Source organism: Streptomyces sp. NBC_00076, assembly GCF_045041235.1.
Taxonomy (GTDB): Bacteria; Actinomycetota; Actinomycetes; order Streptomycetales; family Streptomycetaceae; genus Streptomyces.
In genome coordinates this window covers 5,054,723-5,078,486 of record NZ_CP108242.1, presented here as the reverse complement: position 1 = coordinate 5,078,486, position 23,764 = coordinate 5,054,723, and the positions used below count along the sequence as shown (strand labels likewise).

Annotated in this window: 22 protein-coding genes and 5 tRNA genes; 12 read left to right on the top strand and 15 right to left on the bottom strand. The window is 69.1% G+C overall.

The window, feature by feature from the left end:
• The first annotated feature begins 88 nt into the window (after positions 1 to 88).
• Positions 89 to 1,171 carry a phosphoribosylformylglycinamidine cyclo-ligase gene (gene purM / locus OHA64_RS22990; protein ID WP_405615988.1) on the top strand — a complete coding sequence of 361 codons (1,083 nt, stop codon included), beginning with the start codon at positions 89 to 91 and terminating at the stop codon, positions 1,169 to 1,171.
• A 131-nt stretch (positions 1,172 to 1,302) separates the two neighbouring features.
• Here purM and OHA64_RS22985 read toward each other — a convergent pair whose 3' ends face one another.
• Positions 1,303 to 1,557, bottom strand: coding sequence for a DUF3073 domain-containing protein (locus OHA64_RS22985; protein WP_362432310.1), 255 nt, complete (start codon positions 1,555 to 1,557; stop codon positions 1,303 to 1,305).
• 294 nt (positions 1,558 to 1,851) lie between these two features.
• Positions 1,852 to 2,946: a Leu/Phe/Val dehydrogenase gene (locus tag OHA64_RS22980; protein WP_405615985.1), complete on the bottom strand. Its 1,095-nt coding sequence runs from the start codon at positions 2,944 to 2,946 to the stop codon at positions 1,852 to 1,854.
• Positions 2,947 to 3,167: 221 nt separating this feature from the next.
• On the opposite strand from OHA64_RS22980, the gene OHA64_RS22975 reads away from it, so the two are divergent.
• Together OHA64_RS22975 and bldC are read left to right on the top strand one after the other, a co-directional pair.
• A complete protein-coding gene (locus OHA64_RS22975) occupies positions 3,168 to 4,010 on the top strand; it encodes a hypothetical protein (RefSeq protein ID WP_405615983.1) in 843 nt (280 codons plus the stop codon).
• Positions 4,011 to 4,560: 550 nt separating this feature from the next.
• The gene (gene bldC / locus OHA64_RS22970) at positions 4,561 to 4,767 is read left to right on the top strand and encodes a developmental transcriptional regulator BldC (RefSeq protein ID WP_003949541.1); all 207 of its coding nucleotides are present in this window, start codon (positions 4,561 to 4,563) and stop codon (positions 4,765 to 4,767) included.
• Between the two features lie 461 nt (positions 4,768 to 5,228).
• On the opposite strand, the gene OHA64_RS22965 is transcribed toward bldC, so the two are convergent.
• From OHA64_RS22965 to OHA64_RS22935, 7 genes are all read right to left on the bottom strand, one after another.
• Positions 5,229 to 5,492, bottom strand: a complete 264-nt coding sequence (locus OHA64_RS22965) for a DUF6274 family protein (protein WP_405615981.1) — start codon at positions 5,490 to 5,492, stop codon at positions 5,229 to 5,231.
• A gap of 363 nt (positions 5,493 to 5,855) precedes the next feature.
• Positions 5,856 to 5,930: transfer RNA gene (locus OHA64_RS22960), tRNA-Asp, on the bottom strand.
• A gap of 94 nt (positions 5,931 to 6,024) precedes the next feature.
• A complete protein-coding gene (gene hrpA, locus OHA64_RS22955) occupies positions 6,025 to 10,008 on the bottom strand; it encodes an ATP-dependent RNA helicase HrpA (RefSeq protein WP_405615979.1) in 3,984 nt (1,327 codons plus the stop codon).
• A 180-nt stretch (positions 10,009 to 10,188) separates the two neighbouring features.
• A tRNA-Phe gene (locus tag OHA64_RS22950) sits at positions 10,189 to 10,265 on the bottom strand.
• Between the two features lie 24 nt (positions 10,266 to 10,289).
• Positions 10,290 to 10,364, bottom strand: a tRNA-Asp gene (locus tag OHA64_RS22945).
• A gap of 37 nt (positions 10,365 to 10,401) precedes the next feature.
• Positions 10,402 to 10,474, bottom strand: a tRNA-Glu gene (locus tag OHA64_RS22940).
• 81 nt (positions 10,475 to 10,555) lie between these two features.
• On the bottom strand, positions 10,556 to 12,175 hold the full coding sequence (locus OHA64_RS22935; RefSeq protein WP_405615977.1) for a metallophosphoesterase: 1,620 nt from the start codon (positions 12,173 to 12,175) through the stop codon (positions 10,556 to 10,558).
• Positions 12,176 to 12,287: 112 nt separating this feature from the next.
• Here OHA64_RS22935 and OHA64_RS22930 point away from each other — a divergent pair, with 112 nt between their 5' ends.
• From OHA64_RS22930 to OHA64_RS22905, 6 genes are all read left to right on the top strand, one after another.
• Positions 12,288 to 12,638, top strand: coding sequence for a metallopeptidase family protein (locus OHA64_RS22930; protein ID WP_405615975.1), 351 nt, complete (start codon positions 12,288 to 12,290; stop codon positions 12,636 to 12,638).
• A 102-nt stretch (positions 12,639 to 12,740) separates the two neighbouring features.
• Positions 12,741 to 13,289: a hypothetical protein gene (locus OHA64_RS22925; protein ID WP_405615973.1), complete on the top strand. Its 549-nt coding sequence runs from the start codon at positions 12,741 to 12,743 to the stop codon at positions 13,287 to 13,289.
• Between the two features lie 259 nt (positions 13,290 to 13,548).
• Positions 13,549 to 15,711 carry a DEAD/DEAH box helicase gene (locus OHA64_RS22920; RefSeq protein WP_405615971.1) on the top strand — a complete coding sequence of 721 codons (2,163 nt, stop codon included), beginning with the start codon at positions 13,549 to 13,551 and terminating at the stop codon, positions 15,709 to 15,711.
• 135 nt (positions 15,712 to 15,846) lie between these two features.
• Positions 15,847 to 17,412: an amino acid permease gene (locus tag OHA64_RS22915; RefSeq protein ID WP_405615969.1), complete on the top strand. Its 1,566-nt coding sequence runs from the start codon at positions 15,847 to 15,849 to the stop codon at positions 17,410 to 17,412.
• Positions 17,413 to 17,521: 109 nt separating this feature from the next.
• Positions 17,522 to 17,594, top strand: a tRNA-Lys gene (locus OHA64_RS22910).
• A 288-nt stretch (positions 17,595 to 17,882) separates the two neighbouring features.
• The gene (locus OHA64_RS22905; protein ID WP_405615967.1) at positions 17,883 to 18,116 is read left to right on the top strand and encodes a helix-turn-helix domain-containing protein; all 234 of its coding nucleotides are present in this window, start codon (positions 17,883 to 17,885) and stop codon (positions 18,114 to 18,116) included.
• An 84-nt stretch (positions 18,117 to 18,200) separates the two neighbouring features.
• On the opposite strand, the gene OHA64_RS22900 is transcribed toward OHA64_RS22905, so the two are convergent.
• The 4 genes from OHA64_RS22900 to OHA64_RS22885 form a co-directional block, all read right to left on the bottom strand.
• Positions 18,201 to 19,280 (bottom strand): radical SAM protein, encoded by a 1,080-nt coding sequence (locus OHA64_RS22900; protein ID WP_405615965.1) that lies wholly within the window; start codon positions 19,278 to 19,280, stop codon positions 18,201 to 18,203.
• Positions 19,281 to 19,341: 61 nt separating this feature from the next.
• Positions 19,342 to 19,881, bottom strand: coding sequence for a CYTH domain-containing protein (locus OHA64_RS22895; protein ID WP_405615963.1), 540 nt, complete (start codon positions 19,879 to 19,881; stop codon positions 19,342 to 19,344).
• Positions 19,882 to 20,055: 174 nt separating this feature from the next.
• Positions 20,056 to 20,358 carry a hypothetical protein gene (locus OHA64_RS22890; RefSeq protein WP_405615961.1) on the bottom strand — a complete coding sequence of 101 codons (303 nt, stop codon included), beginning with the start codon at positions 20,356 to 20,358 and terminating at the stop codon, positions 20,056 to 20,058.
• 1 nt (position 20,359) lies between these two features.
• Positions 20,360 to 20,698, bottom strand: coding sequence for a DUF6415 family natural product biosynthesis protein (locus OHA64_RS22885; RefSeq protein WP_405615959.1), 339 nt, complete (start codon positions 20,696 to 20,698; stop codon positions 20,360 to 20,362).
• Positions 20,699 to 20,948: 250 nt separating this feature from the next.
• Between OHA64_RS22885 and OHA64_RS22880 the strand changes: the two genes are divergently transcribed.
• Both OHA64_RS22880 and OHA64_RS22875 read left to right on the top strand, forming a co-directional pair.
• On the top strand, positions 20,949 to 21,896 hold the full coding sequence (locus OHA64_RS22880) for a helix-turn-helix domain-containing protein (RefSeq protein ID WP_405615957.1): 948 nt from the start codon (positions 20,949 to 20,951) through the stop codon (positions 21,894 to 21,896).
• Positions 21,893 to 22,234, top strand: coding sequence for a hypothetical protein (locus OHA64_RS22875; protein WP_405615955.1), 342 nt, complete (start codon positions 21,893 to 21,895; stop codon positions 22,232 to 22,234). The genes OHA64_RS22880 and OHA64_RS22875 overlap by 4 nt, the downstream gene beginning before the upstream one ends.
• Positions 22,235 to 22,237: 3 nt before the next feature.
• On the opposite strand, the gene cutA is transcribed toward OHA64_RS22875, so the two are convergent.
• Positions 22,238 to 22,564 carry a divalent-cation tolerance protein CutA gene (gene cutA, locus OHA64_RS22870; RefSeq protein WP_405615953.1) on the bottom strand — a complete coding sequence of 109 codons (327 nt, stop codon included), beginning with the start codon at positions 22,562 to 22,564 and terminating at the stop codon, positions 22,238 to 22,240.
• 341 nt (positions 22,565 to 22,905) lie between these two features.
• A complete protein-coding gene (locus OHA64_RS22865; RefSeq protein WP_405615951.1) occupies positions 22,906 to 23,076 on the bottom strand; it encodes a hypothetical protein in 171 nt (56 codons plus the stop codon).
• Positions 23,077 to 23,520: 444 nt separating this feature from the next.
• Here OHA64_RS22865 and OHA64_RS22860 point away from each other — a divergent pair, with 444 nt between their 5' ends.
• Positions 23,521 to 23,724 (top strand): cold-shock protein, encoded by a 204-nt coding sequence (locus OHA64_RS22860; protein ID WP_030817331.1) that lies wholly within the window; start codon positions 23,521 to 23,523, stop codon positions 23,722 to 23,724.
• The last annotated feature ends 40 nt before the right edge of the window (positions 23,725 to 23,764 follow it).

Here is a 23,764-nt window from a genome sequence, read left to right as displayed (position 1 = left end):
AGCAGTACGACCGCGCAGTACGACCGCCGTACGACCGCAATGCCGACTGCGATGACGACTGCAACTCGACACGAAAGTTCTCACCGTCATGTCTGAGACAACTGGTGCCAGCTACGCAGCTGCTTCTTACAAAACAGCAGGTGTCGACATCGAGGCGGGCGACCGCGCCGTCGAGCTGATGAAGGAGTGGGTGAAGAAGGCGCAGCGCCCCGAGGTCCTCGGCGGCCTCGGCGGTTTCGCCGGCCTCTTCGACGCCTCCGCCCTCAAGCGCTACGAGCGCCCGCTGCTCGCCTCCGCGACCGACGGCGTCGGCACCAAGGTCGACATCGCGCGCCAACTGGGCGTCTACGACTCCATCGGCCACGACCTGGTCGCGATGGTCATGGACGACATCGTGGTCTGCGGCGCCGAGCCGCTGTTCATGACCGACTACATCTGCGTCGGCAAGGTCCACCCCGAGCGGGTCGCCGCCATCGTCAAGGGCATCGCCGAGGGCTGTGTCCTGGCCGGCTGCGCCCTGGTGGGCGGCGAGACGGCCGAGCACCCCGGTCTGCTGGGGCCGGACGACTTCGACGTCGCCGGTGCCGGTACGGGCGTGGTGGAGGCCGACCGCCTGCTGGGCCCGGATCGCATCCGTACGGGGGACGCGGTCATCGCGATGGCCGCCTCCGGTCTTCACTCGAACGGGTACTCGCTCGTCCGGCATGTCCTGCTGAACCAGGCCGGTCTCGCGCTGGACGCGCGGATCGAGGAGTTCGGACGCACGCTGGGCGAGGAGCTCCTGGAGCCCACCAAGATCTACTCGCTGGACTGCCTGGCCCTGACCCGGACCACCGACGTGCACGCCTTCAGTCACGTCACGGGCGGCGGGCTCGCCGCCAACCTGGCCCGTGTGATCCCCGACATGCTGCACGCGATCGTCGACCGATCCACCTGGACCCCGGCCCCGGTCTTCGACCTTGTCGGCAGGACCGGTCAGGTCGAGCGCCTGGAGCTGGAGAAGACCCTGAACATGGGCGTCGGCATGATCGCGATCGTGCCCGAGGAGTCGGCGGACGTGGCCCTGGCCACCCTGGCCGACCGCGGGGTCGAGGCGTGGGTGGCCGGCGAGATCACGGACCGCGGCGATCACACCACGGGTGCGGAACTGGTCGGCACGTATTCAGTCTAAAAGCGTCTCCGCTTCGGTAGGAGTCCGTAAGCGTCCGTACGGGATCTGTACGACGCCCGGCCTGACGAGGGCAGAGCAAAACCCGGTCCGGCGGTGGAAACCGCTGGACCGGGTCATGCAGTGCTGGATCGTCAAGCGCCGCGGCGTTGTGACGCGGGACCGGACTCGTCGTCCTCGTCCTCATCGTCGTCGTTGTACAGATCCGCGTACTGGGCGTACGGGTCGTCTTCGTCCTCGTCGTCCTCGAACGGCTCGCCGTTCGGAGGCTGACTCGAAGTCGAAGCGCCCAGCTCGCTGGCCAGACGCGACAGGTCAGTCCCGCCGCTGTTGTACTTCAGCTGGCGGGCGACCTTCGTCTGCTTGGCCTTGGCCCGGCCGCGCCCCATGGCTCGACCCCCTCGGTGACGGGGCTCGACGGCCCCAGAGTCTTGACACGCGTTCATGATCTGGAACGGGCTCTCCGTGGAGAGACCGGTCCGTAGGGCTTCCACGGTACCTGAGCCCGCGCCCATACGGTACGTCGCCCGCAGGACGTGCCCGGACCCAGGACCCTCGGGGTGCCCCGTCCCCGCTGGTCAACCGCGATTTTAACCACTTCTTGGCAGGCGACCCGCCGACGGACGTGAGAGTTCTCTCTAAGTGTGCGCCGACGGGTACCGATCAAACCCGGGAAAGGCCTCTCAGCGCCGCCCGCGTCCCTCCGCCATCCGCTGTTCGGCGATCCGGTCGGCCGCCGCGGCCGGCGGAATCCCATCCGCCTTCGCACGTGCGAATATGGCCAGCGTGGTGTCGTAGATCCGCGCGGCCTTCGTCCTGCACCGTTCGAAGTCGAACCCGTGCAGTTCGTCGGCGACCTGGATGACACCGCCGGCGTTCACGACGTAGTCCGGCGCGTAGAGGATCCCGCGGTCGGCGAGGTCCTTCTCGACGCCGGGGTGGGCCAGCTGGTTGTTGGCGGCACCGCAGACGATCGTCGCGGTGAGCACCGGCACGGAGTCGTCGTTCAGGGCCCCGCCGAGCGCGCAGGGAGCGTAGATGTCGAGACCCTCCACGCGGATCAGCGCCTCGGTGTCGGCGACCACGGCCACGGACGGGTGCCTGTCGGCGATCCGCCGCACGGCTTCCTGCCGCACGTCGGTGATCACGACTCGGGCGCCCTCCTCCAGGAGGTGCTCCACCAGGTGGTGCCCGACCTTGCCCACGCCGGCGATGCCGACCGTGCGGTCGCACAGCGACGGGTCGCCCCACAGGTGCCGCGCGGAGGCCCGCATGCCCTGGTACACGCCGAACGCGGTGAGGACGGACGAGTCGCCCGCCCCGCCGTTCTCCGGCGAGCGGCCGGTCGTCCAGCGGCACTCACGGGCCACGACGTCCATGTCGGCGACGTAGGTGCCGACGTCGCAGGCGGTCACGTACCGCCCGCCGAGCGAGGCCACGAAACGGCCGTACGCGAGCAGCAGCTCTTCGGTCTTGATCACGTCGGGATCGCCGATGATCACGGCCTTGCCGCCGCCGTGGTCCAGGCCGGCCATGGCGTTCTTGTACGACATCCCGCGCGCGAGGTTCAGCGCGTCGGCGACGGCCTCCGCCTCGCTCGCGTACGGGTAGAAGCGGGTACCGCCGAGCGCGGGGCCGAGGGCGGTGGAGTGGAGGGCGATGACGGCCTTGAGGCCGCTTGCCTGGTCCTGGCAGAGCACGACTTGCTCATGGCCGCCCTGTTCCGAGTGGAACAGGGTGTGCAGTACATCAGCAGGTGCGCCGGTTACGTCGGTCACGGTGGTGACTCCTGAAGTAAGTTGCGGCGGTCGGAGACCAGCTCCCGTATGGGTGGCGGGGGCTCTGAGCACGAGATTAGAGCCTGGACGCCCGGTCGTTCGCGCAGCGCCCCGGATCACGTCCCCCCGGCGCACGCCCGTGCGACGATTTGCATGGGTTCCCGCACGTCGGGTGCGGGTTTCGCAGGTTTTCCTGGCAGCCGTCGGGGGAGGGAGCAGGCGTGCCCAAGGTGTCCTCCGTGATCGTCCCGTACGCGGCCTATCTGCGCGTGTACGAACCGCTGGCCGCCTTCCCTGAGCCGGAGCGCGGCTACTGGACCCGCTACGCCCGCCGTGCCGACCGCCCCTCGTACCAGGACGAGCTGCGTCGCTCCCTGGCCGACCTGCTGCCCACCCCGCCGATCCCGGTGCCGGTGCACGAGAGCAGCGACGCGTTCGTGCTCGATGTGGACGGAGTGGTGTGCGTCTGCCCGTGGCGCACCCGGCTGCGCGGCTGGCAGGCCCTGGACGAGCTGCCCGAGGAGCTTCCGCCGCCGGTCCTGGACGCGGTGCTGCCCCCCGTCGTACGACGTCAGGCGGCCCAGGACTACGAGCGATGGCTGGCCCGCAACCCGGACGCGCGGCCCTGGATCCGGACGGCGACCTGGCAGGTGCCGCTGAACTGGTTCGTGCTGGTGTCCGACGAGGAGCGGCGGTTCGACAAGGGCTCCGGCGAGGTCCCGCCGATGCTGCGCTACCGCACGCCCATGGTGCAGGCACGGCGGCGGGTGGCACGGGCCCTGAGGGCGCTCAAGGAAGCCATCGACGAGGGGCCGCTGATCGACGGCCTGATCGACGTGGGGCGCTGGCTGGAGGAGTTCCACCCGCGCTCGCTGGTGGAGCTGGACTACGGCGGTCTGGTGCACGTGCTGCCGGCCGGCGCGCTGGAGGACGACCACTCGGCGGCCGACGTGGCCGAGGGGATCGAGGCGCTGCGGCTCGGTGACGGGGACGCGGCGGGGGAGGCCTACGCCCGGCTCGTGGAGCGGTGGCGGTCGGTGCGGAACCGACGCTCGGCGAACTGAACGCGCCCCAGGTGACGAACTGACGTTTGACCTGACGCCCGTTTTGGGGTTTCGTCCTCGGACATATGTCCTGAGGTTTCGCCAACAAGGGATGTAGGTCCGGATCAGGGCGTTCGCCCCAAGTGTGTCAAGCGTGACGGAACGCACGTACGCGGCTCTTGCGCCGCTTGCCCCCCCTCATGCCAAAATAGGACAAGGAGTCCGGGGAGGGCTCCTTCCGCCCCGTTGTGCTGCGATGTGGGCGGAATCTCAGCATTGCACGCTTTGGGGGGCCTGATGACTCCTGATCGTCCTGTGACTGATCGTCACAGTGGCGTGACTGTCCGCTATGGCATGGTCCATCGGCTTCCGCGGCTGATGAACACCTGGAGGGGCAATTCCATCGGTTTGGCCTACGCGGCTGGACGGATGGTGTAGTTGTAGTGCCGAGGACAAGCCGTTCGTCCTATAACCGACTCGACTCGCGTCCGCCATTTCGGGCAACGCGGGTCAAGGTGCAGAATTTAGAGGAATGAACCGAGAAGGTTCGGTTCTCCCGAGGAGGCCGCTCATGACCGCTCGCACCCCTGATGCCGAGCCGCTGCTGACCCCGGCTGAAGTCGCCACGATGTTCCGCGTCGACCCGAAGACGGTCACGCGGTGGGCGAAGGCCGGCAAGCTCACGTCCATCCGTACGCTCGGCGGGCACCGCCGTTACCGCGAGGCTGAGGTCCGCGCTCTGCTCGCGGGCATCCCGCAGCAGCGCAGCGAGGCCTGAACAACTGAATAACCGGGCAAACCGGCAGGTCCCCCACTTGTCGTAGCGCCCGGCACCACAGCTCCAAGCGACGCGAGTCCTGCCCCAACAGGCCTCACGCCCAAGCCTCCAGGGGCTTTCCGAGCACAACACAGGGTGCGTCGTAGATCGCGCTGGACTCCGCCGAGTCCAGCGCGATCTTTTTTGTGTGCGGAACGTGGCCGGTGGGGTGGGTCTGTGAGCGGCCTTGTCGGAGTCTGGGGAGGGCTGTCGGATCTACCGTGGACGCCCCTCCGAGGGTGGTGCAATTGCACATATAAAATTGACCAGTTGTATGCGAGGCGTAAGTACCGCAGTTTCAGAAACTCATGCGGTGACACCCGTCACATGCCCGGGTCCTTGTTGCTGTCGGCTCGCGTGCGCTAAAGGAGGCGCGTGTTCCAGCGCTCCCTGTGCGGTGGGCGGTTGGGCATCGCCGATGGTCACGCGGGGGCCGGGCTCTCGTCCTCGACGTCCGCGTCGACGCCCTTGGCGGGCTCCTGGAGGGCTCGCCGGGCGGCTTGCTGGACGGCTTGCGAGGCGGTCTGCTGGGCGGCCGGTGGTGCGGTCGGCGGGGCGGAGTCCATCGCCAGCCGCAACAGGCGGTGGCAGATCGGGCAGTGGCGCGTCAGATGGCGATAGGAGGAGGCGGCCGACAGGTGCGCACGGAGCAACGCCCGTGTCTCGTGCCTGGCTGACGCCGCCATACGCCACCTCCGGAAGGCCGCACGCGAGGCGGCCCTGACTTCTGGGTACCGGCGGAACGGGACGCCGTCAAGACGGCGTGTGCGCCTCGGAGGGCTTCCGGACGGCGCTGAACCCAAGGGAGCCAGGGTTCGAAGACCCGGGCTCCCTTATCGCGGTCCTGAGGGGAAGCGGGAACGAAGAAGGGCCCGCTTCCCCTGACGGGTGCGGGCCCTTCTCATTACTGCGGTCCTGACGGGATTTGCTGTACCCGATGGCGGCTGCGCCGCGGGCGCGGCCGCCGCCTCGGCGGGGCAGGGGTGAGTGGTGTCGGGCATGAGGAAGGGCCCGCTTCCCCTCGCGGGTGCGGGCCCTTCTCATTACTGCGGTCCTGACGGGATTTGAACCCGCGGCCTCCACCTTGACAGGGTGGCGAGCACTCCAAACTGCTCCACAGGACCAGGTTTTGCGGCGCTATTCGTGCGTTGCGCTGCGAGAAGAGACTCTACAGGAGGCGGCGCCTCCTGGTCGAACTCACTCAGCGTGAGGGTGCCGTTACGGTACGGCCGCGTCGATCGCCTTCACGATCCGCTTGTCGGAGACCGGATACGCCGTCCCCAGGGCGTGCGCGAAATAGCTGACCCGCAGCTCCTCGATCATCCACCGGATGTCCAGCACCGAGGACGGGATCGGGCGGCCCTGCGGCAGCTGTTCCAGCAGCCACGCGTACTCGTCCCGCATCTCGTGGACCTTCTCCATGCGCGTGGTGTCCCGCTGGACGTTCGTCGGCATCTGCTGCAGCCGCCGGTCCGCGGCGACCAGATAGCGCATCAGATCGGGCAGCCGCCGCAGCCCCGCCTCCGTCACGAAGCCCGGCTTCACGAGGGCGTCCAGTTGCCCCCGTACGTCCGCCAGGTTCGCCAGCAGTACGGCGCTCCGTACGCCCTTCAGGCGGCGCTCACAGGCCTGCCAGGCGGCCAGCACCTGCTGCACCTGACCCACCGTTCGGACCGTCGTGTCGACGATCTCCGCGCGTACCTTGTCGTACAGCTTCCGGTACGACTCCTCGTCCCACACCGGGCCGCCGAAGTCGCCGATCAGCTTGTCCGCCGCCGCCATCGCGCAGTCGTCGAAGAGCGCCTGGATCGACCCGTGCGGATTCGCGGACAGGGCGAGCTTCTGCGGGTTGGTCAGCTTCTCGGACGCGAACTTCGCCGGGTTGACCGGGATGTTGCGCAGGATCAGCCGGCGCGTGCCCTTCCACATCGCCTCCGCCTGCTCGGCCTCGGTGTCGAAGAGGCGTACGGAGACGGTGTTCGCCGTCGGTCCGTCGTCGACCAGGGCCGGGTACGCCTTCACCGGCTGGCCGGCGCGGCGGGTCTCGAAGACGCGGGTGAGGGAACCGATCGTCCAGTCGGTGAGGCCCTTGCGCTCAAGAGACTCGCCGCCCTGGCGCTCGGCGGTGGCGGCCGCCGCCTGGGACAGGGCCTGCCTCGCCTTCGGCCTCAGCTGGAGCTTCAGCGCCTCCAGGTCCTTGTCCTCGGCCAGCTTGCGGCGACGCTCGTCGACGATCCGGAAGGTGATGCGGAGGTGGTCGGGGACCCTCGACCAGTCGAAGTCGTCCGCGGTGAAGGGGACGCCGACCATGCGCTTGAGCTCTCGCGCCATGGTCGTGGTGAGCGGCTCCTGGAGGGGCACCGCCGTGTCCAGGAACCGCTTCGCGAAGTTCGGTGCCGGCACGTAATGGCGACGGATCGGCTTCGGCAGGGAGCGGATCAGTTCGGTGACGACCTCTTCCCTGAGGCCCGGGATCTGCCAGTCGAAGCCCTCGTCCGTGACCTGGTTGAGGACCTGGAGCGGGACATGGACGGTCACGCCGTCCGCGTCCGCGCCCGGCTCGAACTGGTACGTCACCCGGAACTTCAGCGGGCCCTGCCGCCACGAGTCCGGATAGTCGGCCTTGGTGACCGCCTCCGCCGACTCCCGGATGAGCATCTCCCGCTCGAAGTCGAGGAACTCGGGCTGCTCGTGCCGCTTGCGCTTCCACCAGGAGTCGAAGTGGGCGCCGGAGACGACGTGTTCGGGCACCTTCTGGTCGTAGAAGTCGAAGAGCGTGTCGTCGTCGACGACGATGTCCCGGCGCCGGGCCCGGTGCTCCAGTTCCTCGACCTCGCTGAGGAGTCTGCGGTTGTCGGCGAAGAACTTGTGGTGGGTGCGCCAGTCGCCCTCGACCAGGGCGTTGCGGATGAAGAGCTCGCGGGAGGTCTCCGGGTCGATCCGGCCGTAGTTGACCTTGCGCTGGGCGATGATCGGCACGCCGTACAGCGTGACCTTCTCGTACGCCATCACCGCGGCCTGGTCCTTCTCCCAGTGCGGCTCGCTGTACGTGCGCTTCAGCAGATGCTCGGCGAGCGGCTCGACCCACTCCGGCTCGATCTTCGCGTTGACCCGGGCCCAGAGGCGGGACGTCTCCACCAGTTCGGCGGACATGACGAAACGCGGGGGTTTCTTGAAGAGGGCCGAGCCGGGGAAGATCGCGAACTTGGCGTTGCGGGCGCCCAGATAGTCGTTCTTCGCGCCCTCCTTCACGTCCTTCATGCCGATGTGGGAGAGCAGGCCGGCGAGGAGGGAGACGTGGACGCTCTGCTCTGCCGCGTCGTCCTCGTTCAGATGGATGCCCATCTGCTTGGCGACCGTACGCAGTTGCGTGTAGATGTCCTGCCATTCGCGGATGCGCAGGAAGTTCAGGTACTCCTGCTTGCACATACGCCGGAAGGAGGAGGAGCCCCGCTCCTTCTGCTGCTCCCGCACGTACCGCCACAGGTTGAGGTAGGCGAGGAAGTCGCTCGTCTCGTCGCGGAAGCGGGCGTGCTGCTGGTCGGCCTGGGTCTGCTTGTCGGCGGGGCGCTCGCGCGGGTCCTGGATGGACAGCGCGGCCGCTATGACCATGACCTCCCGGACACAGCCGTTTTTGTCGGCCTCCAGGACCATCCGGGCCAGCCGCGGGTCGACGGGCAGCTGGGCGAGCTTGCGGCCGGTCTGGGTGAGCCGCTTGCGTGCGTCCTTCTCCGCCGGGTCCAACGCGCCCAGTTCCTGGAGGAGCTGGACACCGTCACGGATGTTGCGGTGGTCCGGCGGATCGATGAACGGGAACTTCTCGATGTCGCCGAGTCCGGCGGCGGTCATCTGCAGGATGACGGAGGCGAGGTTCGTACGGAGGATCTCGGCGTCCGTGAACTCGGGCCGGGCGTCGAAGTCGTCCTCGGCGTAGAGGCGGATGCAGATGCCGTCGCTGGTGCGGCCGCAGCGGCCCTTGCGCTGGTTGGCGCTGGCCTGAGAGATCGGCTCGATGGGGAGGCGCTGGACCTTGGTGCGGTGGCTGTAGCGGGAGATGCGGGCGAAGCCGGGGTCGATGACGTACTTGATCCCGGGGACGGTCAGCGAGGTCTCCGCGACGTTGGTCGCCAGGACGATCCTGCGTCCGGTGTGCTGCTGGAAGACGCGGTGCTGCTCGGCGTGCGAGAGCCGGGCGTACAGGGGCAGGACTTCCGTGAAGCGGAACTTCTTCTTCTCGAGCGCGTCCGCGGTGTCCCGGATCTCCCGCTCGCCGGAGAGGAAGACGAGGATGTCGCCCTTGCCCTCGCCCGTGAGCTCTTCGACGGCTTCGGTGATCGCGGTGATCTGATCCCGGTCGGAGTCCTCGCCGTCCTCCTCCAGGAGCGGGCGGTAGCGGACCTCCACGGGATACGTGCGCCCGCTGACCTCGACGATCGGAGCGTCCCCGAAGTGCCGGGAGAAGCGCTCGGGGTCGATGGTCGCGGAGGTGATCACGACCTTCAGATCAGGGCGCTTCGGCAGTAGCTGGGCGAGGTAGCCCAGCAGGAAGTCGATGTTCAGGGACCGCTCGTGGGCCTCGTCGATGATGATCGTGTCGTAGGCGCGCAGCTCGCGGTCGGTCTGGATCTCGGCGAGCAGGATGCCGTCCGTCATCAGCTTGACGAAGGTGGCTTCCGGGTTGACCTGGTCGGTGAACCGCACCTTCCAGCCGACGGCTTCGCCCAGAGGTGTGTCGAGCTCTTCCGCGACCCGCTCCGCGACGGTGCGGGCGGCGATACGACGGGGCTGGGTGTGCCCGACCATGCCGCGCACCCCGCGCCCCAGCTCCAGACAGATCTTCGGGATCTGTGTCGTCTTGCCGGAGCCGGTCTCACCGGCGACGATGACGACCTGGTGATCGCGGATGGCGGCCGCGATCTCGTCCTTCTTCTGGCTGACGGGCAGCTGCTGGGGGTAGCTGACGGCGGGCACCCGGCCGTGCCGCGCACGCATCCGTTCCTCGGCCTTCGCGACCTCCGCCTCGATCTCGGCGAGTACGGCGGCACGGGCCTCCGGCTTGCGGATCCTGCGCGCGCCTTCGAGCCTGCGCCCGAGCCGGTGCGCGTCGCGCAGGGACAGCTCGGTCAGGCGGGGGGCGAGAGCGCCGAGGTCGGGGGTGCCCGGTGCGGGAGCGGCAGCGCCGGGGGCGGGGTGCGTAGACATACGCGATCCAGGATCTCATCCCCGGGAAATCCGTGGCGAACGCTTTTGCCTCCGGCGGTACGGAAGGTCTGTCGGCAACCTTCTCGGCAGGCGTCGCGGTGGCGCGGGGAGGGGGTGTCGCGTGGGTGAACGGCAAGGGCCCACGACAAGGGCCCCGTCCGTGTGGACGGGGCCCTTGGGTGGTGGCTGGGGCCGGGATCGAACCGGCGACCTATCGCTTTTCAGGCGATCGCTCGTACCAACTGAGCTACCCAGCCACGAGACTTCCGGAGAAACCTCAGCGGTCCTGACGGGATTTGAACCCGCGGCCTCCACCTTGACAGGGTGGCGAGCACTCCAAACTGCTCCACAGGACCTTGCTGTGCGTACGACAGTGTCGCACACGGTATTGCGTGCCCCCAACGGGATTCGAACCCGTGCTACCGCCTTGAAAGGGCGGCGTCCTAGGCCGCTAGACGATGAGGGCTATCGGCCCGCCTGGGCGCTTTGTCAGCGCGTCGGGGACGTGTGAAGCATAGGCGATGGCGGGAGGGATCGCCAAAACGGTTTAGGGGGCCGGGGCGGAGGGGGTCGAAGGGCTGGGCGAGGACGAGCCGGGCGACGGGGTGGAAGGGCTGGGGGAGGACGCGCCGGGCGACGGGGTGGCGCCGGGCTGGTTCTCCTGTACGAGATGGCGACTGACCTCGGCCGTCGTCAGCCCCAGGCCGCCCAGTTCGATCTCGTCCCAGGCCTGGAGCCGGCGGGTGTCGCGGTCCATGTAGAGGATCGAGGCCTCGATGGGGTCGGGGTACTTGCCCTCCACCGCGCGCAGACCGCTGCCGCCGGTGGAGCCCTCGACCCGCAGTCGGGTGCCGTACTTCATGACCTCCATCTCCTCGTGGTGGAGGTGCCCGGCCAGGGCCAGCGGGACCTCGCCGTCGACCTCGCGGGCCAACGCCGGTTCGTGGGCGACGGCGATGTCGGCGGGGGTACCGGCCGTGCGCTGGTCGCGCAGGGCCGAGGCCAGGCGGGCGCCGGCCAGTTCCTGGGACGCGTCGCCGCCGGGCCGTGTCGAGCGGTCGGGCGTGAACTGCGGGTCGCCGATGCCGGCGAAGCGCAGGCCGGCGATGGTGCGCGCCCGGCCGTCGTCAAGGACGTGCACGTTCTTCATCCGGGACAGATAGCGCTGGGTGAGCGTCGAGTCGTGGTTGCCGCGGACCCAGACGTACGGGGCGCCCAGGTCCTCGATCGGGTCCAGGAAGCCGTTCTCGGCAGCCGTGCCGTGGTCCATGGTGTCGCCGGAGTCGACGATCACGTTCACCTTGTACTGCTCCACCAGCGAGGCGATGATCTTCCAGCTCGCCGGGTTCAGATGGATGTCGGAGACGTGCAGAACGCGGATGGTGGACGGGTCGGGCGCGTAGGCGGGGAGCGTGGAGGTGGCGTCGTACAGCTTCGTCACGTTCGTGACCAGACGGGCCAACTCCTTCTGGTACACGTCGAATTCGGTGACGATGCTGCGGGCGTTGCCGACCAGGGACGGCGCCGAGGAGAGCAGTCCGGAGAACTTCGGTTCGAGGACCGACTCCGGGTTCCAGGTCGCGTACGCCGTTCCGCCCGAGGCGGCCAGGAGGGTGAACGCCAGGCCGCCCGCGGCGAGGGCGCGGCGGGGGCGACGGTAGACCGCGAGACCGAGGGCGGTGGCGCCGGAGACGACGGCGACGCAGGAGCGTACGGCCAGGTCGAGGGTGCCGTGGGCGACGTCCTCGGTGACCTCGTCCTGGAGTCCGGACAGACGTTCGGGGTGGTCGACCAGGGCCTGGGAACGGACCGGGTCGAGCTGGTCGACGTTCACGTCCAGGCGGACCGGGGCGTGGTGGCTGTTCAGCTGCAGCGCGCCGAGCGGCGAGACGTTGATCTTCGTGCCGCCGGTGAACGACGGGCGCAGGGTCATCGTGGTGTTCATGGGTCCGACCGGGGCCCGGACATTGCCGACGATCAGCAGGCCCAGCCAGGCGCCGAGCACGACGACGGCGACGAGTCCGAGGGCGCGGACCCAGGGGTGCGGCTGGGGGACGAGTTCGAAGACCGGATGGGGGCGGCGCGTGCGGTAGCGGCGGGCGACGGTACGCGGGGTCCTGCGGATGGGTTTCACGATGTTCCGGACGGCTACGGGGACGCGGGCCATTGGTCCCGTATGCCCAAGCCCGCCCGTTGATATGCGGGGGTATGGGGACCGCCGGCAGTGCCGGGGGCGCTCGTGACTCTCGTACAGAGGTTCCGTACCGGACAATGGGCGTGTGCTGGAGATGACGCGCGAGGAGTTCGAGGAACTGGTCGCCGAGGCGCTGGACCGGATTCCGCCGGAGTTGACGCGGCTGATGGACAACGTCGCGGTGTTCGTCGAGGACGAGCCGCCAGCGGACGATCCCGAGCTGCTCGGGCTGTACGAGGGGACTCCGCTGACCGACCGGGGCGAGTGGTACGCCGGAGTGCTGCCGGACCGGATCACGATCTACCGGGGGCCGACGCTCAGGATGTGCGCGTCGCGGGAGGAGGTCGTCGCGGAGACGGAGGTGACCGTGGTCCATGAGATCGCGCACCACTTCGGGATCGACGACGCCCGGCTGGACGCCCTCGGGTACGGGTGAGCCCCAACGAGTGAAGTTGTTCGATGCGTGGCGCGTGTCCTCTTGTGGGCGGCGGGAGTTGGACGGGTTGACTCCTTCACCCTCCACCGGAGGTGGCTGCCCGTGCGCCCCTTGTACGTATCCGTCCGTCTGGCCGCCACGGTCATGGCCATCGCCGCTGCCGCCGGCTGTATGAGCGTGGGTGACGACGACGGCGGTCGTGGCAGCGCGAAGCCGTCGCACTCGGCCGGGCAGCGAGGCGGTGAGGAACCCGACGGCGGGGCGGCGGTGTCGGGCGGTGGCGTAGGCGTCGGAGCGGCGGCCGGTAGCGGCAAGCACGGGCCCGGCAAGCACAAGAAGGGCAAGGGGGCGTCGGCGCGGCCGTCGGCCTCGGAGCCGGCGAAGGGCGGCGCGTCCGCCCCGGCGCAGAACGGGCCGCAGGGACCGCCGAAGCCGGGGGTGCCGTCGCCGACCAGGGGCGAACCCCTGCCCACCCGGACGGTCGAGCCACCGCCGCCGCCACCACCGACCCCCGCTCCGCCACCGCCGCCGGAAACGCCGACCCCCGAACCACCGACCCCCGAGCCGTCGTCCTCGGCGCACGAACCGCCGGGGCCGCAACCTCAACTGGCCCAGCGGGAACCGGCACCGGAGGCGGGGGCGCGTGCGTAAGCCCCTGGCGCCCCCTGGCTCGGGGTTGACCTGCGTGCGGGCCTGTGTGACCTACGTCTATCCGACTCGGTTTGCCTTCGGGGGAGAGGGGTGCGTATGGTGGTAGATCGTTTGATCCCATTGCCCGGCGCCAACGCAGAGCGCGCCGTGTGGCGCGTTCTCTCCCCTTACCGTGGCTGACCGCATTGAGGCGGTCGTATTGCGAAACACGGAGTTGACGGGCGCGTGCCGACGAGACTCCGGAAGGTTTCGCATACGCATGTCCATTTCCCTTACTGATCACGTCGTCGTGCCCGAGAACGAGGGCACCGAGGGCGCGGCGGACGCTCCCGAGGTCACCTTCGAGGACCTCGGTCTCCCTGAGGGCGTCGTACGCAAGCTCGCCCAGAACGGCGTGACCGCCCCCTTCCCGATCCAGGCCGCGACCATCCCGGACGCCCTGGCCGGCAAGGACATCCTCGGCCGTGGCCGCACCGGCTCCGGCAAGACCCTCTCCTTCGGTCTGCCGACTCTGACCCGACTGTCCGGCAGCCGCAGCGAGAAGCACCGGCCGCGCGCCGTCATCCTCACGCCGACCCGTGAGCTCGCCATGCAGGTCGCCGACGCGCTGCAGCCCTACGGCGACGTCCTCGGCCTGAAGATGAAGGTCGTCTGCGGCGGTACGTCGATGGGCAACCAGATCTACGCCCTGGAGCGCGGCGTCGACGTCCTCGTCGCCACCCCGGGCCGGCTGCGCGACATCATCAACCGCGGCGCCTGCTCGCTGCAGGACATCGAGGTCGCCGTCATCGACGAGGCCGACCAGATGTCGGACCTGGGCTTCCTGCCCGAGGTCACCGAGCTGCTCGACCAGGTCCCGGCGGGCGGTCAGCGCATGCTCTTCTCGGCCACGATGGAGAACGAGATCTCCACGCTGGTCAAGCGTTACCTGACCGACCCGGTCACGCACGAGGTCGACAGCGCCCAGGGCAACGTCACGACCATGTCGCACCACATCCTCATCGTGAAGCCCAAGGACAAGGCGCCGGTCACCGCCGCGATCGCCTCCCGCAAGGGCCGCACGATCATCTTCGTCCGCACCCAGCTCGGCGCCGACCGTATCGCCGAGCAGCTGTGCGACTCCGGTGTGAAGGCCGACGCGCTGCACGGCGGTATGACGCAGGGCGCGCGCACCCGCGTGCTGGAGGACTTCAAGAAGGGCTACGTCAACGCGCTCGTCGCGACCGACGTCGCCGCGCGCGGTATCCACGTCGACGGCATCGACCTGGTCCTGAACGTGGACCCGGCCGGCGACCACAAGGACTACCTGCACCGGGCCGGCCGTACCGCCCGTGCCGGTCGTACGGGCACGGTCGTGTCCCTCTCCCTGCCGCACCAGCGCCGTCAGATCTTCCGTCTCATGGAGGACGCCGGTGTCGACGCCGGGCGTCACATCATCCAGGGCGGCACGGCCTTCGAGCCGGAGGTCGCCGAGATCACCGGTGCCCGGTCGATGACCGAGGTGCAGGCCGAGTCCGCGGGTAACGCGGCGGAGCAGGCCGAGCGCGAGGTCGCCCACCTCAGCAAGCAGTTGGAGCGTGCGCAGCGGCGCGCGACCGAGCTGCGCGAGGAGTCCGACCGGCTGGTCGCCCGGGCCGCCCGCGAGCGCGGCGAGGACCCGGAGGCCGCGGTTGCCGAGGCGCAGGCGGCTGTCGCCGCGGCCGCCGCGGTGGCCGTGCCCGAGCAGCCGGTGGCGCAGAACCTCGACAACGCCGACAAGGCCGAGCGCTCCTACGAGCGTCGGGACAACGACCGTGGCGGCTTCCGCCGTGACGACCGTGGTGACCGGGGTGGCGACCGTGGTGGTCGTTCCTTCGAGCGTCGTGACGACCGTGGTGGCTTCCGTCGGGACGACCGTCGGGACAACGACCGTGGCGGCTTCCGCCGTGACGACCGTGGTGACCGGGGTGGCGACCGTGGTGGTCGTTCCTTCGAGCGTCGTGACGACAACCGTGGTGGCGGCCGTTCCTTCGAGCGCCGTGACGACAACCGTGGCGGCTTCCGCCGTGACGACCGTGGTGACCGGGGTGGCGACCGTGGTGGTCGTTCCTTCGAGCGTCGTGACGACAACCGTGGTGGCGGCCGTTCCTTCGAGCGTCGCGACGACAACCGTGGCGAGCGTCGTGACGACAACCGTGGCGGCTTCCGCCGTGACGACCGTCCGGCCCGTCCCTTCGAGCGCCGGGACGAGCGCGGCGGACACCGTGGCAGCGACCGTCCGTTCAACCGTGACCGCCAGGGCGACCGCCCCGGCTTCCGTTCCGGCGGCCACGACCGCCCCTCCGGCCGTCGTGACGACCACCGCAGCGGCGGCAGCACCGGCACCGGCACCGGCTCCTTCGGCCGCCGCGACGACAAGCCGCGCTGGAAGCGCAACGGCTGAGCGCGTCTTTGAGCAGTGAACGCCGTGGCCCCCGGGAATCCCGGGGGCCACGGCGTTCCGCTGTGCGGGTCCATGGACTGTTTCTAGCCAAATTGTGACGTGTGTCACGCCCCCGGGGTGGGAATCGCTGGGGGCATGACAGATGACGCCATAGCGAGTGGGCCGTCGGACGGAAAACTCTCCAACGAGGGACTCTCCGACGAGGAACGGCTGGCCCAGCTCGGTTACACGCAGGTTCTCGCCCGCCGAATGTCGGCGTTCTCCAACTACGCGGTCTCCTTCACGATCATCTCGGTCCTCTCGGGCTGCCTGACGCTGTACCTCTTCGGCATGAACACGGGCGGCCCGGCGGTGATCACCTGGGGCTGGGTGGCCGTAGGCCTGATGACCCTCTTCGTGGGTCTGTCGATGGCCGAGATCTGCTCGGCGTACCCGACCTCGGCGGGTCTGTACTTCTGGGCGCACAAACTGGCCCCGTCCCGGACCGCGGCCGCCTGGGCCTGGTTCACGGGCTGGTTCAACGTGCTCGGCCAGGTCGCGGTGACCGCGGGCATCGACTTCGGGGCGGCGTCCTTCCTCGGCGCCTACCTGAACCTCCAGTTCGACTTCGAGGTGACAGCGGGCCGGACCGTCCTGATGTTCGCCGGGATCCTGGTGCTGCACGGCCTGCTGAACACCTTCGGCGTCCGGATCGTCGGTCTGCTCAACAGCGTGAGCGTGTGGTGGCACGTGCTGGGCGTGGCGGTGATCGTCGGCGCGCTGACCTTCGTGCCGGACCACCACCAGTCGGCGTCGTTCGTGTTCGGCGAGTTCGTGAACAACACGGGCTGGGGCAGCGGCGTGTACGTGGTGGCGCTCGGCCTGCTGATGGCCCAGTACACCTTCACCGGGTACGACGCCTCGGCCCACATGACGGAGGAGACGCACGACGCGTCGACGGCCGGCCCGAAGGGCATCGTGCAGTCGATCTGGACGTCCTGGATAGCCGGTTTCGTCCTGCTCCTGGGCTTCACCTTCGCGATCCAGTCGTACGACGGGGCCCTCGCGTCACCGACGGGGGCGCCCCCGGCCCAGATCCTGCTCGACGCGCTCGGCGCCACGGCGGGCAAGCTGCTGCTGTTGGTCGTGATCGGGGCGCAGCTGTTCTGCGGGATGGCGTCCGTGACGGCCAACAGCCGCATGATCTACGCCTTCTCGCGCGACGGCGCGCTCCCCTTCTCCCACGTCTGGCACACGGTGAGCCCGCGCACCCGGACGCCCGTGGCGGCGGTATGGCTGGCGGCGGGCGGAGCCCTGGTGCTCGGTCTGCCCTACCTGATCAATGTCACGGCCTACACGGCGGTGACCTCGATCGCCGTGATCGGCCTTTACATCGCGTACGTCATCCCGACGCTGCTGCGGCTGCGGAAGGGCGAGGCCTTCGAACGCGGCCCGTGGCATCTGGGCCGCTGGTCGCGGATCGTGGGCGTGGTGTCGGTCCTCTGGGTCGTCGTGATCACGATCCTGTTCATGCTCCCGCAGGTCTCCCCGGTCACCGCGGAGAACTTCAACTACGCCCCGGTCGCCGTCCTGGTCGTCCTCGGCTTCGCGGCGACCTGGTGGCAGGTCTCGGCCCGCCACTGGTTCCTGAACCCCGGCCACGACCGCACCCGGGCCCGCGAGGCGGCCCGCGCCAACGCCCCCGAACCGGTTGATCCCTGACACTCCGCCCCTTCCCCGCCCCGCCATGACCGTCCGGCACGGCCGTGTCCCCGATACCCGATCGGAGACACGGCCAGGTGCGGTTATGCTCGGGGTGGCAACATCGCCTGGGCCCTTAGCTCAATTGGCAGAGCAGTGGACTTTTAATCCATTGGTTGTGGGTTCGAGTCCCACAGGGCCTACCTGCCGGACCCCAGTTCAGAGCAGTATCGAGCTGGGGTCCTGTCCGTTTTGGGATAGCTCCATGATCGCTAGCTGGCCCGTCGCTGGCCCGAGAGGACGGGCGGGACCGAGATCGGGCGGCCACCCATAGGGGTGACCGCCCGACTCCGTTTCGGCGCCCTCTCCGGGCTTGCACCCCAACGCCTCGACGGTCTGTGGTGCCGTCGTGTCGACGGCGGTGCATCAAGATCACAAGATTTACCACTGACGGTAAAGACTCTTGGTCAAGATCATTCGAGCGTGCACGGATGCCGCTCGATCCCCTGCCCGCGTGGGCCGTCGCCCGACAGCGGGTGATCGGTGAGCAGATCCGTGCGGCTCGCCGAGCGGCCGGCCTGTCGCAGATACTGCTGGGCGAAGCCATCGGGCGGGATCACAAGACTGTCCACCGGTACGAGACCGCGCTCACCAGTCCGCCGCTGATGGAACTGATCCTCATCGCGCATGCAGTCGGCGTGTCGCTTCCCGACCTCGTACGTTGAGCGGCCCGCCGCCGGTGTCAGCGTCGGCGCGAGGTGACAGCGGGGGCCGGGGTCGTCTGTACTGGTAGGCGCCTGCACGGAATTTCAGCCCGGGTGCGATTCGCCGGTTGCCGTCGCCGTGGAGTGCAGACGGGTTGGCCGCGCCACCTCGTCATCACGGAAATTCGCCACCTCGCGGCACCGCTGGCTCATCACGAACTCACCGAGCGACAGACACAGGTCCATGCGCTGAACGCACACGCCGACCATGAACGGGCCGCCCTCGGCGCGGTACAGCCGAACCCCGTAGTAGCCCTCCTGGCAGTCGTCCGGGTTGTTGAACCGGCAGTCCGCGCACGTCTCGGGGAGGCGCACGGGCCGGATGCTCTTGGCGTACAGCGTTCGCCCGTCCGGGAGGCGGTACCGCACCCGCTGATCGGACGCCCCTGGCGTGATGATCCGGCGGATCGGCACGGCGCCCAGGTGGTCAATGACGGCTTGCATGGCGGCCAGGGAGGCGCCCCCGTCCGCGAGCGACACGAGCATCCGGACCACGACGGAGCGGCCGTGTCGCTCGACGATGCGGAGCACGCGCTCCACGTGGTTGGAGTCAGGGATCACGATGTTCGCGGAGACCTTGATGCCGTGCGCGGTCGCGGCCTCGATCGTCGCGTCGAGGGCGGCCAGCTTCCGCTCGGCCAACTTCGGCGAGGCGAGCCGCGGAGCCTGCACGGCAGCGAGCTCGGCCGGGGTGGTGCCGAACACGGACAGGTTGATGCGGTCGAGGCCAGCAGCTGCGGCGGCGGGCAGGACCGCGGCGCCGTTCTCGCCGTTCGAGGTGAGTCCGACGGTGAGTCCGAGGCGCCGGGCGATGGTGATCAGGCCGGGCAGGTCAGGGTGCAGCGTCGGCTCGCCGCCGGTGAAATGGACCTCGGTCGTCGGGAGGCTGCCGCGGACGGCGGCGAGGGCCAGGGCGAAGTCGCTGTCGGCGGCGATCCGGGCGGGCAGGAAGCTGGAGCCGTTGGTGCGGAGGTAGATGGAGACGCGTCCGGAGTTGCCGGATGCGGCGACGGGCGTTCCCTCGTTGTGGCAAAAGTTGCAGGCCATGCCGCACGCGTCGATGATCTTCACGCGCACGGTGCGGTCCGGTTTCACTTCCACAGGAACGTTGGTCAAGTCGTGCATGATGGTGCCCCCTTCGGGCCGGCCGGGGCGCGGTGCCGCGGCCGGAGTAGCAGGCGCCGGCCTACTCGAAACGCAGGTCGGCGATGGATTCCAGGTCGATGCCGTACCGGCCGTAGACCTTCACCGTGTTGATCGATGTGAGCTGGGTGTGGTCGATGCCCAGCGCGGTGGCGGCCGTCCGCACTTGCGCTGCGTCGTCGGCCTCGATCTCCAGGTACGGCGGGATGCGTGGCCATTCGTCGACTTCGAGGCGGGCGGCGCCGAGGGTGTATGAGGTGCGCCGGTTCTCCTGGTAGCTGCGCGGCGTCAGGCCGACCAGTTGCAGCAGCGCGGCGGCTTCCTCGAAGGAGGAGACGGTGACCTCGGTCTCGTGGGTCCCGTCGACGGCGTCGCTGCTGATCTGCTTCACGCACAGGGTGACCTCGTCGCAGGTGTCGCGTAGCCGCACCCATCGGCCGGTGACGGCCGGGATGGTGTCGTACACGTACCGCCGCATCAGGCGGGGGCGGCTGATGCAGGTGCCGCCGGCGTCTGCGATGAGTAGGGCGATTTTCGCGGGGTCGACGTCGAGAGTTTTTGCCTCGAATTCGATGCCTGCCATGGGGTCTCCGATCCTGGACGCTGCTGGTGCTTCAACGACCGTGCAGCGTAGGGGTGAGCGGCTCGCCGCCGGTGTCAGGGGAGCACTCGGCGGCGAGCCCACGGCCACCCGTAACGGGGGGTACGAGGCGGCCGCACCTGCCACACGCGCACCCTCAACAGCGCGCAGCAGGGGTCACATCCGGCGTGCAACAGCGGCCGGCAGAAACAGGTCCCGAGCCCGGTGCTCCCGCCACAGGTCGTGCATGTCTTGCTGGTCTGCCCACTTGGCGTAGTGGGTGCAGCGAGGGCAGTCCTCATGCGGCTTGGGGATCTCGGATGGGTGCTCGTTTGCGAGGTGTCCGGCGAGCATCAGCTGGCAGCGGACCACGCCGTCGTAGAGATCGTGTTCGAGGGTGAGCTCGGACGCGGTGGCGAGGTCGATGAGAAGGTCGGCGCAGCGGCGGCAGGACCACATGAACGGCGGCGGCACAGGCATGTCAGGACTGTGCATGCTCGCCTCCGCCGCTGAGGTCCTCGTGGTGGTCGCACAGGGCGTTGAGGACGCGGGCCAGGCGGCGGGCGTGGCCGACGGGTCCGCCGTACCTGGTGCTCGGCTCGGCCTCCAGCCTGCTGTTCGCTTCCCAGACGTAGCCGAGGACGGTGCGGCGGTGGACGCCCGGCTTCAGCTTCCTGGCGGCGGTCTCCACCTCGGGGGCGAGGAGTTGCAGATGGCCGCGCAACTGGAGGGTGAGCGTGGCGACCTCATCGGCCCCAGGGGGGAGAGCGGCGTCCGGGGCGGCGTCGGGGTCGAGGAGACGGTTCACGATCTCGCGCATGGTCTCAATGTCCGGCGGCCGGGAATCCCGGTCTTCGCTGGTTGGCGCTGGGGCTGTAGCTTGCTTCACGTCGGCGCTCCTCAGCAGCGTTGGCCACGCCCCGGGAGGCCACCACCTCGCCGGGGTCTTCAACGCGTCAACCCTGCGGCGCCGCAAGACCACCCGCTTCCCGCCCGTGGGTATCCCCATGATGGGTAGGCTCGTTGGTTAGCCCGTGTGACACGGTTGCCATCCGCAGGTGGGGAACCTGATGACCGGATACGAACCTCCGACGGCACTTCCGGGTGCCCTTCTCAAGCGCACGGACATGAGAGCGGCGATCACCGCCCACGACTTCGGCACCGTCTTCTCGCTGGCCCGCAGTGAGGCGGGCATCAGCTACAGCAAGATCGCAGCCGAGTGCGGCATCAAACCGGATCGGGTGGGTGCCCTGGCGCGTGGGCAGGGCAGCATCACCACCTTCGAGAAGATCACGCGGATCGCTGACGCTCTGCGCATCCCCGGGCACATGCTGGGCCTGGCCCCACGCACCTGGGAGGCGCCTGATGAGGATGGAGATGAGTTGCAGCGCAGGGAGTTCTTCAAGGCGTCCGCCGGGGCGGGGCTCGCTGCGAGCCTGCCCGACCTCACCCGTCCTCAGGCAGGCGGCAGGATCGGAAGAGGCTTCCCCGAGCGTCTGCGGAAACGCACCGCACGCCTGCGCCACTTGGACGACATCCTCGGCGGCGGCGACACGTACCGCGTCTACGTCGGCGAGTACCAGGCCACCAAGGCGCTCATCCGCGACGCCAGCTACACCGAGGAGACCGGCCGCGGGCTGATGTCCGTGCTCGCCGAGCAGGCACAGCAGGCCGGTTGGGCAGCGTTCGACGCGGGCAGGCATGCGGACACCACCGGCCTGTACGAAGCCAGCCACCGGGCGGCCGTGGACGCGCGGGACCCAGCTCTCGCAGGCAACGCGCTCGCCTTCCTCGCCTACCAAACCGTCAGTGGCGACCAGCGCACCGGGATGGAGATCGCCGCACGCTCCGTCTCCGAGGCGGGTCCGGACGCGCCGCCGGGCGTGCGGGCGCTGATGAACGAGCGGCTGGCATGGGCGTGCGCGGTCGCCGGGATGGCCGTCGAGACGGAGCGGGCTCTGGTCGCCGCCGAGGCTGCACTCGCCGAGGCTGACGACTCCCCCAGCCCGACTGGGTGACCTGGGTAGACCGCAACGAGCTACAGATCATGACCGGGCGGTGCTGGACGGAGCTGCGCCGCCCGCTGCGCGCGGTGCCCGTGCTGGAGACGGCGCTCGCCCGCTACGACGACACTCATGCTCGCGACAAGAGCCTCTACCTGTCCTGGCTGGCCGCCGCTTACCTGCACGCCGGCGAGGTCGAGCAGGCGGCCGCAGTCACCGGGCGCGCGCTCGAACTGTCCGCGGGGGTCGCCTCCGTGCGACCGCGCGAGCGTCTGGCCCCTGTCCTGCGGATGCTCGGCGAACATCGCTCGCTGCCGCAGGTCGCGGAGGTCCTGGAAAAAGCCGGAGCCTGACCTCTACTCGGCGGGTTCCGTGTTCGCGGCGATCCACCGCAGGCACGCTTCCGACCCTTCCAGGATCGGCACTGCGGCGACCTCCGGGCTCTGCCATGGATGATGCTGAAGCAGGTGTGATTCCAGCGCCGCGTACCGGGACCGGCTGGTCTTCAGCAGCAGCTGCCACTCCTCGCCGGTGCCGAACTCGCCGTTGTGCCAGAACGCTGAGGTCACTGGCCCCACGATCTGAGCCCCGGCCGCAAGCCGCCCGCTGACCACGGATCGCGCCAGCTCAAGGGCCTGTTCTCGCGTCTCAGTTGCCGTAGAAACCTGCACGAAGTCAGTCATGCGGGCGAGCGTATCTGGACCGCAGACATGACGAAACGCCCCCAACCACGGCCGTCATGACCGTGGTTGGGGGCGTCTTCATGGGTACTGGCGGCGGGCGGGGTCGGGGCTCATCGAGAGCAGTCCGCCGCCGCTGCTCGGCTCCGGGTCGGGTGCTCCGTCCTTCCGGCAGACGAGCGGGTCGGGGTCGTAGCTCGGGGCCTGCGGGCTGTACCCGTCGGGGCAGGCAGGGCCGGGCGGACCCTGTTCACCCCTGGGGCCTTGTTCGCCCTGCGGACCCTGCTCGCCTTGTGGCCCTTGCTCACCTTTCTGTCCTTGCTCACCCGGTGGGCCCTGTTCACCTAGGATCCGGCGCGGGGCGACGCGACAGCAACGGCCGTGCGGCCGCGCCACCCGCCGACGGCGGCCATCACCCCGGCCGCCGCCCACCACACCTTGGTGTGCTCGGCCGCCGCCCGCCACACCTCGGTGTGCTCGGCCGCCGCCTCCACCGCGGGCGCGACCCGCCGCATCCGGCGCGGCCTCAATGCGGAGTCGGCAGCTCTCACCCGGGCCCTCGGCGTTCACGAACCTCTACCACCGTCGGGCGGCAGAGCTCCTTGCGGGCCAGCCAAGCGCTGCGCCGGGGCACGCCCCATACTCTTTCCGAAACGCTGCGCTGTGGGTGAATCAATACCTGTGCCCGTGAGCTGAGATTTTAACGGAACATACAGACAGGTTCCTTGCCGCGAAAATTAGAGGGGGATTATTTGATGCGCAGAGGCCCGTTGCGGTGTGCTACTGTCGATCTCAGTTGCAGTTGTGGTTCCCGAAACTTCAAGTGCTCTCCGGCCGGATTTTGAGCCACTGGGAGCACTTTTGTATTTCCGGTCTTTTTCCGGGCGGGGTAATCATCGCGGCGACACGGTGTCCGCGCAGTGCGGATTCCGTACGCACTGCCCCAAAGGAGATATGACATGGCTGCTGGTACCGTGAAGTGGTTCAACGCGGAAAAGGGTTTCGGCTTCATCGAGCAGGATGGTGGCGGCGCTGACGTGTTCGCCCACTACTCGAACATCGCTGCCCAGGGCTTCCGCGAGCTGCTCGAAGGCCAGAAGGTGAACTTCGACATCGCGCAGGGCCAGAAGGGCCCGACGGCCGAGAACATCGTTCTCGCCTGACGCTGACGCGTACTTTGCAGCTGGGGCCCGCATCCTGAGG